At 55.5% G+C, this 14,623-nt stretch carries 15 protein-coding genes; all 15 read left to right on the top strand.

What is annotated here, in order from left to right; translation table 11 throughout:
- The first annotated feature begins 138 nt into the window (after positions 1-138).
- The 15 genes from H6853_07005 to H6853_07075 all read left to right on the top strand — a co-directional run bounded on the left by H6853_07005 (position 139) and on the right by H6853_07075 (position 14,569).
- Positions 139-735, top strand: coding sequence for an NADH-quinone oxidoreductase subunit J (locus H6853_07005; GenBank protein ID USO03276.1), 597 nt, complete (start codon positions 139-141; stop codon positions 733-735).
- Positions 735-1,061, top strand: coding sequence for an NADH-quinone oxidoreductase subunit NuoK (gene nuoK / locus H6853_07010; protein ID USO03277.1), 327 nt, complete (start codon positions 735-737; stop codon positions 1,059-1,061). The genes H6853_07005 and nuoK overlap by 1 nt, the downstream gene beginning before the upstream one ends.
- A 9-nt stretch (positions 1,062-1,070) precedes the next feature.
- Positions 1,071-3,125: an NADH-quinone oxidoreductase subunit L gene (nuoL, locus tag H6853_07015; protein USO03278.1), complete on the top strand. Its 2,055-nt coding sequence runs from the start codon at positions 1,071-1,073 to the stop codon at positions 3,123-3,125.
- A 48-nt stretch (positions 3,126-3,173) separates the two neighbouring features.
- Positions 3,174-3,464 (top strand): nucleotidyltransferase family protein, encoded by a 291-nt coding sequence (locus tag H6853_07020; protein USO03279.1) that lies wholly within the window; start codon positions 3,174-3,176, stop codon positions 3,462-3,464.
- Positions 3,457-3,807 carry a DUF86 domain-containing protein gene (locus tag H6853_07025; GenBank protein USO03280.1) on the top strand — a complete coding sequence of 117 codons (351 nt, stop codon included), beginning with the start codon at positions 3,457-3,459 and terminating at the stop codon, positions 3,805-3,807. Before H6853_07020 ends, H6853_07025 begins: the two co-directional genes overlap by 8 nt.
- Positions 3,800-5,326, top strand: a complete 1,527-nt coding sequence (locus H6853_07030) for an NADH-quinone oxidoreductase subunit M (GenBank protein USO03281.1) — start codon at positions 3,800-3,802, stop codon at positions 5,324-5,326. Before H6853_07025 ends, H6853_07030 begins: the two co-directional genes overlap by 8 nt.
- Entirely contained in the window at positions 5,319-6,761 is a 1,443-nt protein-coding gene (gene nuoN, locus H6853_07035; GenBank protein ID USO03282.1) for an NADH-quinone oxidoreductase subunit NuoN, read from the top strand. Before H6853_07030 ends, nuoN begins: the two co-directional genes overlap by 8 nt.
- A 1-nt stretch (position 6,762) precedes the next feature.
- Positions 6,763-7,497, top strand: coding sequence for a biotin--[acetyl-CoA-carboxylase] ligase (locus tag H6853_07040; GenBank protein ID USO03283.1), 735 nt, complete (start codon positions 6,763-6,765; stop codon positions 7,495-7,497).
- A complete protein-coding gene (locus H6853_07045) occupies positions 7,498-8,292 on the top strand; it encodes a type III pantothenate kinase (protein ID USO03284.1) in 795 nt (264 codons plus the stop codon).
- Positions 8,292-9,959 carry a ribonuclease J gene (locus H6853_07050; protein ID USO03285.1) on the top strand — a complete coding sequence of 556 codons (1,668 nt, stop codon included), beginning with the start codon at positions 8,292-8,294 and terminating at the stop codon, positions 9,957-9,959. The genes H6853_07045 and H6853_07050 overlap by 1 nt, the downstream gene beginning before the upstream one ends.
- Positions 9,956-10,558 (top strand): hypothetical protein, encoded by a 603-nt coding sequence (locus tag H6853_07055; GenBank protein USO03286.1) that lies wholly within the window; start codon positions 9,956-9,958, stop codon positions 10,556-10,558. Before H6853_07050 ends, H6853_07055 begins: the two co-directional genes overlap by 4 nt.
- Positions 10,559-10,575: 17 nt before the next feature.
- Positions 10,576-11,013: an EamA family transporter gene (locus H6853_07060; GenBank protein ID USO03287.1), complete on the top strand. Its 438-nt coding sequence runs from the start codon at positions 10,576-10,578 to the stop codon at positions 11,011-11,013.
- Between the two features lies 1 nt (position 11,014).
- The gene (locus H6853_07065) at positions 11,015-12,490 is read left to right on the top strand and encodes a proline--tRNA ligase (protein ID USO03288.1); all 1,476 of its coding nucleotides are present in this window, start codon (positions 11,015-11,017) and stop codon (positions 12,488-12,490) included.
- A gap of 27 nt (positions 12,491-12,517) precedes the next feature.
- Positions 12,518-13,759 carry a lipoprotein-releasing ABC transporter permease subunit gene (locus tag H6853_07070; GenBank protein USO03289.1) on the top strand — a complete coding sequence of 414 codons (1,242 nt, stop codon included), beginning with the start codon at positions 12,518-12,520 and terminating at the stop codon, positions 13,757-13,759.
- A gap of 129 nt (positions 13,760-13,888) precedes the next feature.
- Positions 13,889-14,569 carry an ABC transporter ATP-binding protein gene (locus H6853_07075; GenBank protein USO03290.1) on the top strand — a complete coding sequence of 227 codons (681 nt, stop codon included), beginning with the start codon at positions 13,889-13,891 and terminating at the stop codon, positions 14,567-14,569.
- Positions 14,570-14,623 lie beyond the last annotated feature (54 nt).

Consider the following 14,623-nt stretch of genomic DNA (forward strand, 5'->3'; position numbering starts at 1 on the left):
TTTTCTTGGGGAGTTTTCAAGGCGCCGATTTTATGGGGGTTTTTCCGCGATATTCGTATGCGCGGCCTTGCGCCGCTCTCCCATAAGGATTAAAAGTTAAGGCGTTAAAACTCTAGCGGGATTCCACGTCAAAAAATCATGCTTCCGGCCCTTGCTTTCTATCTTTTCGCTTTTATGACGCTTTTTGCGGCGGTGATGGTTATTACAACCAGAAATCCCGTGCATGCCGTTCTCTTTCTTGTGCTGGCCTTTTTTAACGCGGCGGGGCTTTTTGTATTGCTGGGGGCGGAGTTTATCGCGATGATTCTGGTCATCGTCTATGTGGGCGCCGTCGCGGTTTTGTTCATGTTTGTGGTGATGATGCTCGACATTTCCTTTGCGAATTTACGTGAATGGTCGATGCGCTACGTCCCGACAGGCATTCTGATCGGCGGCCTTTTGCTCAGTGAACTGGTGGTTTTATACGGCGCGTGGGAATTTGCGCCGGGCGCCGCCCAGGAGGCTGCGGAAACGGACCTTTCCAACACGGAAAGTCTGGGGGCGCTTCTTTACACGAAATATATCTATGCCTTTCAGGCGTCGGGGTTGATCCTGCTTGTGGCGATGATCGGGGCGATTGTTCTGACGCACCGCCGCCGGTCCGGCGTGCGCCGTCAGGTTATCGGCGACCAGCAATCGCGCAAGGCAAGCGATGTGCTGGAGGTTAAAAAAGTAACGCCGAGGACGGGGGTCTAATGGAAGCGCTTTTCGAAATTACATTGGCCCATTATCTGGTCCTGGCGGGAGTTCTTTTCACGCTCGGGGTGTTTGGCATTTTCCTGAACCGGAAGAACGTCATTGTGATCCTGATGTGTATCGAGCTCATGCTGCTGGCGGTCAATATCAATTTCGTCGCGTTTTCTTCCGGGCTGGCGCTGAACGATCTGACGGGGCAAGTCTTTACGATGTTTGTCCTGACGGTGGCCGCTGCGGAGGCGGCGATCGGTCTGGCCATTCTGGTGGTTTTCTTCCGCAACCGCGGCGCGATCGCGGTGGAAGACATCTCGATGATGAAGGGGTAGGGTAGTTGCATGGAACAACTGGCCGTATTTTCTCCGCTTTTTGCCTTCCTGCTGGCGTTTTTGTTCGGGAAGAGGATCGGGGACCGGGGCGCGCAATTTGTAACCTGCTTTGCGATGGTTGTTGCGGCGCTTGCGGCGTGCACTCTGTTTATCGACGTTATCTATGGGCATGAGGGGCACGGCAATCCGCGCACCATAGAGCTTATGGCCTGGATGTCTTCGGGTGAATTCAAGGTCAACTGGGCGCTGCGCGTGGACCAGCTTTCGGTCGTGATGATGTGCGTGGTCAATGTCGTCAGCGCCTGCGTGCATGTTTATTCCGTGGGCTATATGAGTCACGATCCCTGCAAGGCGCGGTTCATGTCTTACTTAAGCCTTTTCACCTTTGCGATGCTGATGCTGGTCACGGCGGACAACCTGGTGCAGCTTTTCTTTGGCTGGGAAGGGGTGGGGCTGGCCTCTTATCTTTTGATCGGCTTCTGGAACCACAAGCCAAGCGCGAACGCGGCGGCCATCAAAGCCTTTGTTGTAAACCGGGTCGGGGATTTCGGGCTGGCGCTTGCGGTAATGACGATCTTCTTCGTGTTCGGCAGCGTTCATTTCGACACAATCTTTGCTGCGGCGCCGGAATACGCGGATACGGAAATGACGTTCTTCGGCTATGCGTTTCACGCGCCAACCGTGATTTGCCTTCTGCTCTTTATGGGGGCGATGGGGAAATCGGCGCAGCTGGGCCTGCACACATGGCTTCCGGATGCGATGGAAGGGCCGACGCCTGTGTCCGCTTTGATTCATGCGGCAACGATGGTCACCGCCGGCGTTTTCCTGGTGGCGCGGATGTCGCCGCTTTTTGAATATGCGCCGGTCGCGCTGATGGTGGTAACGGTGGTTGGCGGGCTGACGGCTTTTGTGGCGGCCACCATCGGTATGACGCAGTTCGATATCAAGCGCGTCATCGCCTATTCCACGATGAGCCAGCTGGGCTACATGTTTTTTGCGCTCGGCGTATCGGCCTACGGCGCGGCGATTTTTCACCTGATGACCCATGCCTTTTTCAAGGCGCTGCTTTTCCTCGGGGCGGGCTCCGTTATCCATGCGCTGCATGACGAACAGGACATGCGCAGGATGGGCGGCTTGAGGAAGAAGATACCGGCCACTTACGTGCTGATGTGGATCGGCTCTCTGGCGCTGTGCGGCATTCCCTTTTTCGCGGGCTATTACTCCAAGGATATCATTCTGGAGGCCGCCTTCGCCGACCATAGCTGGTTTGGCGATTTTGCTTTCTGGATGGGGATTGGCGCGGCGGTGATGACAGCCTTTTATTCCGGTCGTCTGATCTTCATGACCTTCCACAGCGCCCCGCGGATGGATAAAAAAGTCTTCGATCACGCGCACGAATCCCCGCCGGTGATCCTCACGCCGTTGATTTTGCTGGCGGTCGGGGCTGTCTTTTCAGGCTTTGTTTTTTATGAAGACTTTGTCGGCGGCGGTGGGCACAAGGTTCCGGCGCAGGAAACCGAACATCTGGTTGTTATGGAACATGTTGTCGAAGCCCCTGCGCTTGATGAAGATATTCACGGACAGGAGATCGGGGAGCGGCAGTTTTGGCAGAAATCGTTATTTGTCCTGCCGCAGAACGATACCGTTGCGGCAGCCCACCATGTGCCGGAATGGGTCAAGATCTTTCCGTCCGTCGTCGGGGGCATAGGGCTTGTGCTGGCGTGGATTTTTTACCTGCGCTTTACGTCTTTGCCGTCCGTTTTCATCCGTACATTTAAGCCGGTCCATATCCTGCTGTTTAACAAATGGTTCTTTGATGAAATTTACGACCGTCTGTTTGTCCGGAGCGCTTTTTGCGTTGGGAAGCTGTTTTCCGGCAGCGACAAAAATATCGTGGATGCTCTGGGGCCGGACGGCGCGGCGATAACTTCCCAGAAAGCGGCCCGTATGTTAAGCCGCTTTCAGAGCGGGTACGTCTTTCAGTATGCCTTTGTGATGATGATCGGACTGATTGCGTTTGTAAGCTGGTTTTTCTTTAAATCCATGGCGGGGCAGGGAGGATGAAATCTTTTTCGGTTAAACCTTGTCAGAGCGGTTCTTTGGTAAAACCAGATGAATAAAAGCGAACAAATACTGGCCGATTTGCGGGCGCTGAAACCGCGCTTTAGGGAGATGAACATCAAGCGCCTGCGCGTTTTCGGCTCCGTTGCACGCGGGGAGGCGGACGAAAATAGCGATCTGGACCTGATCGTGGATTTTTACAAAACGCCGGGCTTGATTGCTTTTTCGGGCATGCAGCTTGATTTGCAAAATGAGCTCGGTGTAAAAGTGGATTTGGTAACAGAGAGAGGGCTGCATCCTGCTTTGAAGGAGAATATTCTTGAAGAGGCGCGGGATGTCTGAAAACCTGAAGTGGCGGTTCAAAATAAAGGACATTCTGGTTGCCGCAGAGCAGATAGAATCGTCCATTTCGGATCACGATTCCGCATCCTCCTTGCATGAAGACTGGGAAAGTTTCAGGGCCGTTGAACGAAACATCCAGATTATAGCTGAAGCGGTGAAGGGTATTCCCCCTGAGGTTAAGGAAGAATATGGGAAGATTGCGTGGCAAAAAATTGTCAATATGAGGAATTTTGTTGTTCATCAATATAATATGGTTGACGATCAACTTGTATGGGAGGCCGTTCGAGAGGAACTGCCGAAAGTAGCGGAAGAATTAAAAAAGATCCTGAAACGCCATGGCTGATTTACCCGTTTTATCGTTGCTGACCTTCCTGCCGCTCATCGGGGCGCTTTTTATTCTTGCCATTCGCGGAAGAAAAGAAATTGCGGAACGCAATGCGCGCTGTGTCGCGCTTTACACGTCCGTTTTTACCTTTGCATTGTCGACTTATATGGCGATGCAGTTCGATGGGGCTTCCGCCGAATTTCAGTTTGTTGAAAACGTGCCGTGGTTTCCCGCGCTCGGGATTTCCTATCATATGGGGATCGACGGGATTTCGCTGTTCTTTATCCTGCTGTCCACCTTCCTGACGCCTGTTTGCATTCTGGCAAGCTGGAAAAGCATTACCTCGCGCGTGAAGGAATTTATGGTCGCCTTTCTGGTGCTGGAAACCTTCATGGTGGGAACCTTTTCCGCGCTTGATTCCGTCCTGTTCTACGTCTTTTTCGAAGGCGTCCTGATTCCGATGTTCCTCATTATCGGCGTGTGGGGCGGCCCGAGACGGGTTTATTCGGCGTTCAAGTTTTTTCTCTATACCCTGCTGGGATCTGTCTTGATGCTGGTGGCCCTGCTGGCGCTTTATTCCCAGACGGGGACGACGGACATTCCGGCGCTCATGGAAGCCCCGCTGCCGCGGGATTGGCAACTCTGGCTGTGGCTGGCGTTTTTTGCCAGCTTCGCGGTGAAGATGCCGATGTGGCCCGTCCACACATGGCTGCCGGACGCCCATGTGGAGGCGCCGACGGCAGGCTCCGTCATTCTGGCGGGCGTCTTGCTGAAAATGGGCGGATACGGGTTCCTGCGTTTTTCTTTGCCCATGTTCCCGGAAGCCAGCGAGTTTTTTGCGCCGATGGTTTTTGCGCTGTCCATTGTCGCCATTATCTACACGTCTTTGGTGGCTTTGGTGCAGGAGGACATGAAAAAGCTGATCGCTTATTCATCTGTGGCGCATATGGGGTTCGTGACTCTGGGGATTTTTACGGCCACGACGCAGGGGATCGAAGGCGGGATATTCCAGATGATTTCTCACGGGGTTATTTCCGCCGCGCTCTTTTTATGCGTCGGCGTTGTGTACGACCGCCTGCATACCCGCGAAATCGCCCGTTATGGCGCGCTTGTGAGGAACATGCCCAAATATGCTACGGTCTTCATGCTCTTTACGCTGGGGTCTGTGGGATTGCCGGGGACCTCCGGTTTTGTCGGTGAATTTTTGACGCTTCTGGGTGCGTTTCAGATCAGTACGATAACGGCAGCACTTGCAACGACCGGGGTGGTCCTTGGCGCGGCCTATATGCTGCGGCTTTACGCCCGGATTTTTTATGGCGAACAGAAAAACAAGGATGCGGCGGCGATGGCGGATCTGGATCAGCGCGAATTTTTCTTCTTCATTCCGTTGGTGGTTCTTGTTTTATGGCTCGGAATTGCCCCGGGGGTTGTGATGGATAAAATTTCTCCTTCCGTCGAGAAGCTGCGGAATCAATATGTGAGCGCTCTGGCGCAGGTCGAAGCGGAACATGGGCAGGAGACGCAGATACATGAGTGATTTTTCCTTTGCAATGTTGGAGCCGATGCTGCCGGAATTGTTTCTGGCCGTGGCGGGGATGGCCCTGCTGATTATCGGTGTGTTTCGCGGCAATCAGGCAACGGCGTTTATTTCATGGTTTACGGTGGGCGCATTCATTGTAACCGCGCTTATCCTGACGGGAATAAACTGGAATGCGGCAAGCCTGTTTGACGGCATGTTCGTCATGGACCGGTTTGCCGGCTTTATGAAGATTCTTGTTCTGGGCGGATTGATCGCTTCTGTGGCCTTGGCCGTGCAGCCGCTTTATCAGGACCATATGGCCCGTTTCGAGTATCCCGTTCTGGTTTTGTTTGCGGGCCTTGGCATGATGATGATGATCTCGGCGGGAGATTTCCTGTCGCTTTATGTCGGGCTGGAGCTTCAGTCCTTAAGCCTCTACGTCCTTGCGGCCATCCGGCGGGACCACGTCAAGTCGGCGGAAGCGGGGGTCAAATATTTTGTGCTGGGGGCGATGGCCTCGGGCTTTTTGCTCTTCGGGATTTCGCTGATTTACGGTTACAGCGGCACCACGAATTTCGCGGCCGTTTCCGGCCTTTTATCCGGCGGCGATCTGGCTTTGGGGCCGCTGGTCGGGATGGTTTTTGTTCTGGCGGGGATCGCCTTCAAGGTTTCTGCCGTGCCGTTCCATATGTGGACGCCGGATGTGTATGAAGGCGCGCCAACGCCGGTGACAGCCCTTTTTGCAATCGTGCCGAAGGTTGCGGCGATGGCGCTTCTGGCCCGTTTACTGCTGGAGGCTTTTCCCGGGGCGCAGGAACACTGGATGCAGATGGTCTGGATATTGTCGGCGGCGTCCATGGCGCTCGGGGCCTTTGCGGGGATCGCCCAGGAAAACATCAAGCGCCTGATGGCGTACAGCTCTATCGGGAATATGGGATATGCGCTGATCGGACTGGTGGTCGGCACGCATGGCGGCGTCGGCTCCATGATCGTTTACATGACGATCTATATGGCGATGAGCGCGGGCGTGTTTGCCATTATCCTGTGCATGCGCCGTAACGGGCAGGCGTTGCAGAACATTTCCGATCTTGCGGGTCTGTCGCACAATGCCCCTTTAATGGCTTACGGGCTGGCGATCCTGATGTTCTCGATGAGCGGTATTCCGCCGATGGCCGGATTTTTTGGGAAATTGATGATTTTTGAGGCGGCGGTGTCTTCCGGTTTTTATGTTCTGGCCGTTTTCGGGGTGCTGACCTCTGTCGTGGCGGCCTATTACTATTTGCGCATTATCAAGGTGATGTTCTTTGACAAAGCCGCAGACAAATTCGACGGGGAAAGCGGTTTTGCAAACCGGGCCGTCACCATTGTCTCCATCCTCTTTATTCTGGGATTTGTTTTCCGGCCTTCGGTCCTTGTTGAAAGCGGCGTCATCGCAGCCATGTCCTTGTTTTAGGATGGGGATTGACTGGCGCGTAAATGTTGTCGGCAGCGCTTCCAGCACACAGGATCTTGCGCAGGACGCTGCGGAAGCGGGCACGGCGGAAGGTTATGTCATTCAGGCGCTCCAGCAAACGGCCGGACGGGGCCGCCACGGCAATGACTGGCTCTCTCCCATGGGGAATCTGTATTTGTCTTTCGTCCTGCGGCCCGAACGTCTTGCGCCCGGCCATGCGGGGCAGCTTGCTTTTGTGACGGCGGTGGCGCTTTCCGATGCGATGGGGGCCTATTTGGACCCTGAAAGACACTGCAAGACCTTGAAATGGCCCAACGATATCCTGGTTGATGGTTTAAAAATCTCCGGCATCCTTTTGGAATCAAACATAAAAAACGATTCTGAAATAGAATATCTGGTAGTGGGCGTCGGGGTGAATGTTTTCGCGCCGCCGGAGGGCGCCGCCGGTCTGGATGCCCTCAAGGAAAAACCCGTCTATGTAAATGTTTTTCGGGACGATTTTCTGGCGTGCTTTGCCGAATCTTACGGGCTTTGGCGGGAAAAAGGGTTTGCGCCCATCCGTGAAGAGTGGTTAAAACAGGCACATGGTTTGAACGGCCCGATGTCCGTTCGTTTCCCGGAGGTTTCCTATAGCGGGATTTTTGACGGGCTGGATGAAAGCGGGGCGTTGCTGCTGGATCAGGAAGGCCGGACACGAACCTTTACCGCCGGGGAAGTCTATTTTGGAAATGTGTAGATGCTGATTGCCATTGATGCCGGAAATACGAATATTGTCTTTGCTGTCTGGGATGGCGAAACCTTTGTGCGTTCCTGGCGCTGTAAAACCGAAGGCGGGCGCACGGCGGATGAATACGCCTCCTGGCTCTACCAGCTTTTTGAAGCGGCGGGCCTGTCTTTTTCAGATATCACGGCCGCAATTATTTCTTCCGTTGTCCCGGATGCCAATTACAATTTGCGCGTGCTGTGCGAAACGGCCTTTCACTGCCGCGCCGCGCTTGTCGGAAGCGATTCCTTAACTCTGGGGCTGGACATTAAAACGGACAAGCCGGAAGAGGTCGGGGCCGACCGTCTTGTGAACGCCGTGGCGGTGGCGGCCTGTTATCAAACCCCTGCCATTGTCGTCGATTTTGGCACGGCGACCACCTTTGACGTCATTGACGGCAGCGGCGCGTATCTTGGCGGCGCGATTGCGCCGGGGGTCAATTTGTCGCTGGAGGCCCTGCACGGGGCGGCGGCGAAGCTTCCTAAAATCAGCATCGAAAAACCGGACGCGGCGATCGGGAAAGAAACCGTAAGCGCGATGCGCTCCGGTATCTACTGGGGCTATATCGGTCTGGTCGAAGGCATGATAAAACGCCTTTCCGGGGAAGTGGGCCAGGACGTTTTTGTCATCGCAACAGGCGGCCTTGCCGCTCTTTTTGCCAAGGGGACAAAAGCCATTCATGCGACGGATGAAAATTTAACTCTGAAGGGCCTTGTTCATATTTACAACCGGAACAAAAGCTTTGACACGGACACAGAGGCGGCCTGATGGACTTTCATCCCGACGAACTCTATTTTATCCCTCTGGGCGGGGCCGAGCAATTCGGGGTCAATTTCAATGTCTACGGCACAGGCGGCAAATGGCTGGCGATTGATTGCGGAATCGGTTTTGCCAATGACCGTTTTCCGGGCATTGATATTTTCCTGCCCGACCCGGCCTTTCTGGAAGCGCGCAGGAAAGATATCGCCGCGCTGATCGTTACCCATGCACATGAAGACCATGTTGGCGCGGTGCCGTATCTCTGGCCGCGCCTGCGCTGCCCGGTTTACTGCACGGAATTTACGGCGGCGGTTTTGCGGCAGAAATTCGAGGAGCAGCCGGATTGCGCCGATGCGGAAATCCGTATTGTCAAACCTTATGAAACCGTCGAAGCGGGACCGTTTAAGGCAACATTCGCGCCCGTGGCCCATTCCATCCCGGACACCTGCTCCATTATACTGGAAACGGCTTTGGGGCGCGTGGTGCATAGCGGGGACTGGAATCTCGACCCGGCTCCCGTCATCGGAGCCCCGACGGACTCCGGGCCGTTTCAGGAGGCGGGGGAAAAAGGCGTATGCGCTTATATAGGGGATTCCACCAACGCGCAGGTGAAAGGCCGCTCCGGCTCCGAAAAGGATGTGGAAGAAGGCTTGCAAAAAACATTTGAACGCTGCAGGGGCCGGATCGCCATTACGATTTTTTCTTCCAATATCGGCCGGGTGCAGTCTATCTGCCGGGCGGCGAAGGCTTGCGGGCGGAATGTGGCCGTTATCGGCCGCTCTTTGCACCGGATGATCGGGGCGGCGCGCGCGTGCGGGTATCTGAAAGATGTCGGGGATTTCGTCGCGGAGGAGGATATAGGGCTTCTGCCCGCAGACAGGATTGTGATGATCGTCACCGGTTCGCAGGGAGAGACGCGCGCGCAGCTCGCCCGGATCGCCCGCGGCGATCATGCGGGCGTGTCGCTGGGGAAAGGCGATACGGTTATTTATTCCTCCCGCGCCATTCCGGGGAACGAGCGGAACATTATCGACGTCAACAACCATCTGGCGGCGGCTGGGGTGGAAATCCTGCATCCCGGCAAGGTCGGGGAAACCATTCACGTGTCCGGTCATCCGGCGCAGGACGAAATCAGGGATATGTTTCGCTGGGTCAGGCCGGAGGCCGTGGTCGCGGTGCATGGCGAGCGCACCATGATTGAGGCGCAGGCCGCTCTGGCGCGGGAAAGCGGGATTAAAAACGAGATTGTACCCAATAACGGCTCGGTCATTCGCCTCGCGCCGGGGCCGGTGGAAATTCTGGATCATGTGGAAACGGGGCTGCTCGCGGTAGAGCCGGGGCGGGTGATTGAGTCAGACCATCAGGCGATTATTCAGCGCCGTAAGCTTCAATTCTCCGGCACGGTGCATGTGTCTTTGGTGATGAATGAGCGCGGCGACCTTGTCGCCGATCCGCAGATTTCGACCGTGGGGCTGACGGACCCCGACCTTGAAGAGGGGAAAAAATTCGAAGCGGATATCCTGTCTGAAATCGAAGACATACTGGCGGATATGACGCGGGAGGAGCTTCGGGACGATCACTTTGTGTCCGAAGAAATCCGCATCGGCCTGCGCCGCTTTGTCGCGCATCTGCTCAAAATAAAACCCAAAACAACCGTTCACTTGGTGAGGGTATGAGGAACATTATTCGTCATTGCGAGGAGGCCGATAGGCCGACGCGGCAATCCAGAATGCTGGATTGTTTCGCTACGCTCGCAATGACAATGGGGCTGTTTTTTCTCTTCGTGTATTCCGCCCATGCGCAAGACTCCCGCCCGCCCGAATGCCGTCTCTTGCCGGATCATAAAGCGCAGGCGGGCGTGGCCTACGAACCCGGCGTGGACGTGCACGGCAACGCCGTTGTGCCGGCAGACGTGAACGCCGCGCCTTTTGAACTGCCGGATGTCGTTACGCTTCCTTTGAGCGTTGATCTGGCGAAACGGCTCCGGAACATGAATATCGAAGGCGTTCAACTGGAAGCTCCCATGGGTCTGTTGGAGATTCACAAAAACGGGCGCGTTGCGATAGACGGGCAGGACTGGACGCCGCAGGTTTACGCGCTGTGCGGGAAGTCGCACAAAGCCGTTCTCAAAACGGAAGAACAGGCCGATGGACACACCTCTCCAAATACCATAAAGTCCGGGGCGAAGGATAAGGATATGGAACCCGCACAGGCTCCCCTGCCGGAAGGCGGCTTTCTGGAAGGCGGAGACTACAGGGACGAAAAATATAAATAAAAAAGGCATTTTGCACTATGCACTGGGGACTTCTGGCGCTTTTATCTGGGGTAGGGCTGGCGACACGGAACGTGGCGTTCAAGGTGGCCAACGGAAAGATAGATGCGGCGCTGGGCGCTGTAATCCTGTCTCTTGCGATGGCGCTCGTTACGGTAGGCTATCTGGTTTTTCAGCGCACGGCGCAGGGACAGCCGGTTTTTTCGGGGGAGTATAATCTTCAGGGGGTTGCCCTGGCGGCTCTGTCCGGGGTGGGCGTGGCGATGGCCAATATCTTTCTGGCTTTTTCCTACAAGGCCGAAGGCCCGGCGAGCCTTGTGGCCATTATCCAGAACGGCTTTTCGATTTCGCTGACGATTTTGATCGGCGTCTTACTGCTTGGCGAGACCATCCGGCCTGTGCAAATATTGGGCATATTCGCCGCGATCACCGGCATTGTCATGATTATAAGGGGATAGAATGAGCACACAGGCACAGCAGCAAAAGAAACCCAAAACGGCGATCACGCCCACGCGGGAAGAGGATTTCCCCGAATGGTACCAGCAGGTCATCAAGGCCGCCGACATGGCGGAAAACTCGCCTGTGCGCGGTTGCATGATTATCAAGCCCTACGGCTATGCGCTGTGGGAAAATATCCAGCGCAGTTTTGATGCAATCATCAAGGATCTCGACGTTCAGAATGCGTATTTTCCGCTTCTTATCCCGTTGAGCTTTTTCAGCCGCGAGGCCGAGCATGTCGAAGGGTTCGCCAAGGAATGCGCCGTCGTGACCCATCACCGGCTGGAAGCGGCGCCGGACGGCGGCGGTTTGATTCCTGCTCCAGACTCAAAATTGGAAGAACCGCTGGTTGTGCGACCCACGTCCGAAACGATTATCGGGGATTCCATGGCCCGCTGGGTGCAGTCTTACCGGGATTTACCGCTCAAGCTGAACCAGTGGTGCAATGTCATGCGCTGGGAAATGCGCACGCGTCTTTTCCTGCGCACCTCCGAATTTCTCTGGCAGGAAGGCCATAACGCCTTCGAAACGGCGGAAGGGGCGCGCGAAGACACCCTTAAAATGGTGCATGCCTATGGTGACTTTGCGGAAAATTATTTGGCCCTTCCTGTCTTTCGCGGGGAAAAAACGGCGGATGAACGGTTTCCCGGCGCGGTGTGCACGCTGGCCATGGAGGCCATGATGCAGGATGGGAAAGCTTTACAGGCAGGCACATCCCACGATCTGGGTCAAAATTTTGCAAAATCCTGCGGAATTAAATTTCAGGGACGGAACGGCGAAGAAAGCTTTGCCTATACGACCTCCTGGGGGATGTCGACCCGTTTGATTGGCGGAATGATTATGACCCACGGCGATGACGACGGCATGATGATGCCGCCGAAAGTCGCGCCCGTACAGGTCCAGATCGTTCCGATCCTGCGCGGGGAGGATGAAAGCGAACTTCTTTCTTACTGCGATCGTCTGCGCGCACGCCTGAAAGAGGCGGGCATTCGGGTGCGTCTTGAAGGCGGGGATGCGCGCACGCCGGACAAAATCTGGGGCGGCATCAAACAGGGCATTCCCTTGCGCGTGGAAATTGGCGAACGTGAAAGGACGGACGGGCAGGTGACCCATGTGCGCCGCGATATCGGCCGCGAATCCAAAACGACATGCAGCGCGGATGAATTCGTTGCGGCAGCGCCGGGTATTCTGGACGATATTCAGGCCGGCATGCTCGCGCGGGCACGGGCCTTTCAAAAAGAAAACACGCACGATGTTTCGGGCATGCGGGAGGTAAATGATTTCTTTGCCGCCGGCAAAACGGGCTTTCTGCGCATTGATACGGCGCTGATCGGCAATGACGAGGCCCGCCGCATTATGAAAGATCATTCGCTCACGCCGCGCGTGATGCCTTTTGAAGACGAAGGGCGCAAGGTTCTGGTGGCAAAGGCGTACTAAGACGTATTAAGGAAGTGTTGAATAAAAATGTTCACCCCCTTTGAAAGACTGATGGCCTGGCGGTATCTGCGGGCGCGCAAGGCGGAAGGCTTTGTGTCCGTGATTGCCGGCTTTTCCTTTATGGGCATTATGCTGGGCGTGGCGACCCTTATCATTGTGATGTCCGTCATGAACGGATTCCGGGAGGAACTGGTCACCCGCATTTTAGGGCTGAACGGCCATCTGAATGTCTATTCGCAGTCCGGCCCGCTTTACAATTATATGTCCCTTGTTGACCGGATCGAGAAGGTCAGGGGCGTTGAAACGGTCCGCCCGATGGTGGAGGGGCAGGCGCTTGTGTCCGTAAACGGGCAGGCGACAGGAACCCTGGTGCGGGGGATCGCCCGCGAGGATTTTGCCACCAAGTCCATTTTATCCGACAGCATTACGGAAGGGCATTTAAGCGCCTATAAAGACAATCAGGTCGGCATGGGCGTCACGATGGCCAAAAAAATGGGGCTGAAGGTCGGAGACAGCTTTACGTTGCTGGCGCCCAAAGGAAAGGCGTCGCCTTTTGGCACCATTCCAAGTTCGCGCACCTATACGGTCGGCCTGATCTTTGACGTCGGGATGTACGAATATAACAGCGGTTTTATTTTCATGCCGCTGCCCTCCGCCCAGAAGTTTTTCCGCCTGCCCAATGCGGTAAACTCGATCGAGGTCATGGCGCGCAGCGCGGAAGAAGCCGACAACGTCAAGGACGACGTGATTGCGGCAGTGGAAGGCGAGGCCGGGGTCTATGACTGGCGGGAGGCGAACAAATCTTTCATCAACGCCCTGATGGTCGAGCGCAACGTCATGTTCCTGATCCTGACCCTGATTATTATCGTGGCGGCGTTCAATATCATTTCTTCCATGATTATGCTGGTCAAGGACAAGGGGAAGGACATTGCGATCCTGCGCACGATGGGCGCAACCAAAGGCATGATGCTGCGGATTTTCGTGCTGACAGGAGCAAGCATCGGCGTGGCAGGCACGCTGTCCGGCGCGCTGCTGGGGATAGCCTTTGCCGCCAATATTGAATCCATCCGCCGTTTTCTCGAAGGGCTGACAGGCACGGAGCTTTTTGCCGAAGAAATCTATTTTCTCTCGCAGCTTCCGGCGATTATCGACTGGAAAGAAGCGGGATATGTTGTCTTGATGGCCTTTGTCTTGTCGGTCGGGGCCACGCTTTATCCGGCGTGGCGGGCTTCGCGCCTCGACCCTGTGGAGGCGCTGCGCTATGAGTGAGATTCATTCGCCTCCTTATTGCCGTCATGCCGGACTTGATCCGGCATTTCTGCCGCTGGAGGGATTGTTGGCACAAGTCCCGGATAAATGCTCCGCATTTTCCGGGATGACGTAAGTATGAAGGTGAAAATGGGTGAGATTTTGTTACAGGCGCAAGGCGTTCAGAAAATTTTCCGGCAGGGCGGGGAAACGCTGACGGTTTTGCACAACGCAAATCTCGAGATAAAATCCGGCGAGATTGTCGCGCTTGTCGGCCCGAGCGGGTCGGGCAAGTCGACGCTGTTGCAGATACTCGGCCTGCTGGATACGCCCACAGACGGCCGCATCCGGATTGCCGGGCAGGATGTCGCGGGGCTCGGCGAAGGGCGGCGGACGGTTTTGCGGCGGGAGCTGATCGGGTTCGTCTATCAGTTTCATTATCTCCTGCCGGAATTTTCGGCCCTTGAAAATGTGGTTATCCCGCAAATGATTGCCGGAAAATCCAGAAGAGATGCCGAAGAAAAAGCCGAAAACCTGCTGGAAGGGTTGAAAATGTCCCACCGTCTGGATCACCGCCCGGGGAGGCTCTCGGGCGGGGAGCAACAGCGCGTGGCGATTGCGCGGGCGCTGGCCAACGGTCCAAAGCTTTTGTTTGCGGACGAACCTACCGGAAATCTGGACCCCGAAACCTCGGATTTTGTGTTTGAGATGCTGATGGATCTGGTGCGCGACACCGGAATCGGGGCGATTATCGCGACCCATAATATGGAGCTGGCCGAGCGTATGGACCGTATTCTGGAACTTAAAAACGGCGCGGTGATAAGTTATTGAAGGTAAAGAGCGATGAAACGCCACCGCGTTTTTGTGGATTTCGGATATCTGGCC

It is taken from the genome of Rhodospirillales bacterium (assembly GCA_023898765.1).
Taxonomy (GTDB): domain Bacteria; phylum Pseudomonadota; class Alphaproteobacteria; order Micavibrionales; family Micavibrionaceae.

Coding starts and splice junctions, on each gene's coding strand:
- H6853_07005 (USO03276.1), top strand. CDS start 139: ATGCTTCCGGCCCTTGCTTTCTATCTTTTCGCTTTTATGACGCTTTTT.
- nuoK (USO03277.1), top strand. CDS start 735: ATGGAAGCGCTTTTCGAAATTACATTGGCCCATTATCTGGTCCTGGCG.
- nuoL (USO03278.1), top strand. CDS start 1,071: ATGGAACAACTGGCCGTATTTTCTCCGCTTTTTGCCTTCCTGCTGGCG.
- H6853_07020 (USO03279.1), top strand. CDS start 3,174: ATGAATAAAAGCGAACAAATACTGGCCGATTTGCGGGCGCTGAAACCG.
- H6853_07025 (USO03280.1), top strand. CDS start 3,457: ATGTCTGAAAACCTGAAGTGGCGGTTCAAAATAAAGGACATTCTGGTT.
- H6853_07030 (USO03281.1), top strand. CDS start 3,800: ATGGCTGATTTACCCGTTTTATCGTTGCTGACCTTCCTGCCGCTCATC.
- nuoN (USO03282.1), top strand. CDS start 5,319: ATGAGTGATTTTTCCTTTGCAATGTTGGAGCCGATGCTGCCGGAATTG.
- H6853_07040 (USO03283.1), top strand. CDS start 6,763: ATGGGGATTGACTGGCGCGTAAATGTTGTCGGCAGCGCTTCCAGCACA.
- H6853_07045 (USO03284.1), top strand. CDS start 7,498: ATGCTGATTGCCATTGATGCCGGAAATACGAATATTGTCTTTGCTGTC.
- H6853_07050 (USO03285.1), top strand. CDS start 8,292: ATGGACTTTCATCCCGACGAACTCTATTTTATCCCTCTGGGCGGGGCC.
- H6853_07055 (USO03286.1), top strand. CDS start 9,956: ATGAGGAACATTATTCGTCATTGCGAGGAGGCCGATAGGCCGACGCGG.
- H6853_07060 (USO03287.1), top strand. CDS start 10,576: ATGCACTGGGGACTTCTGGCGCTTTTATCTGGGGTAGGGCTGGCGACA.
- H6853_07065 (USO03288.1), top strand. CDS start 11,015: ATGAGCACACAGGCACAGCAGCAAAAGAAACCCAAAACGGCGATCACG.
- H6853_07070 (USO03289.1), top strand. CDS start 12,518: ATGTTCACCCCCTTTGAAAGACTGATGGCCTGGCGGTATCTGCGGGCG.
- H6853_07075 (USO03290.1), top strand. CDS start 13,889: ATGGGTGAGATTTTGTTACAGGCGCAAGGCGTTCAGAAAATTTTCCGG.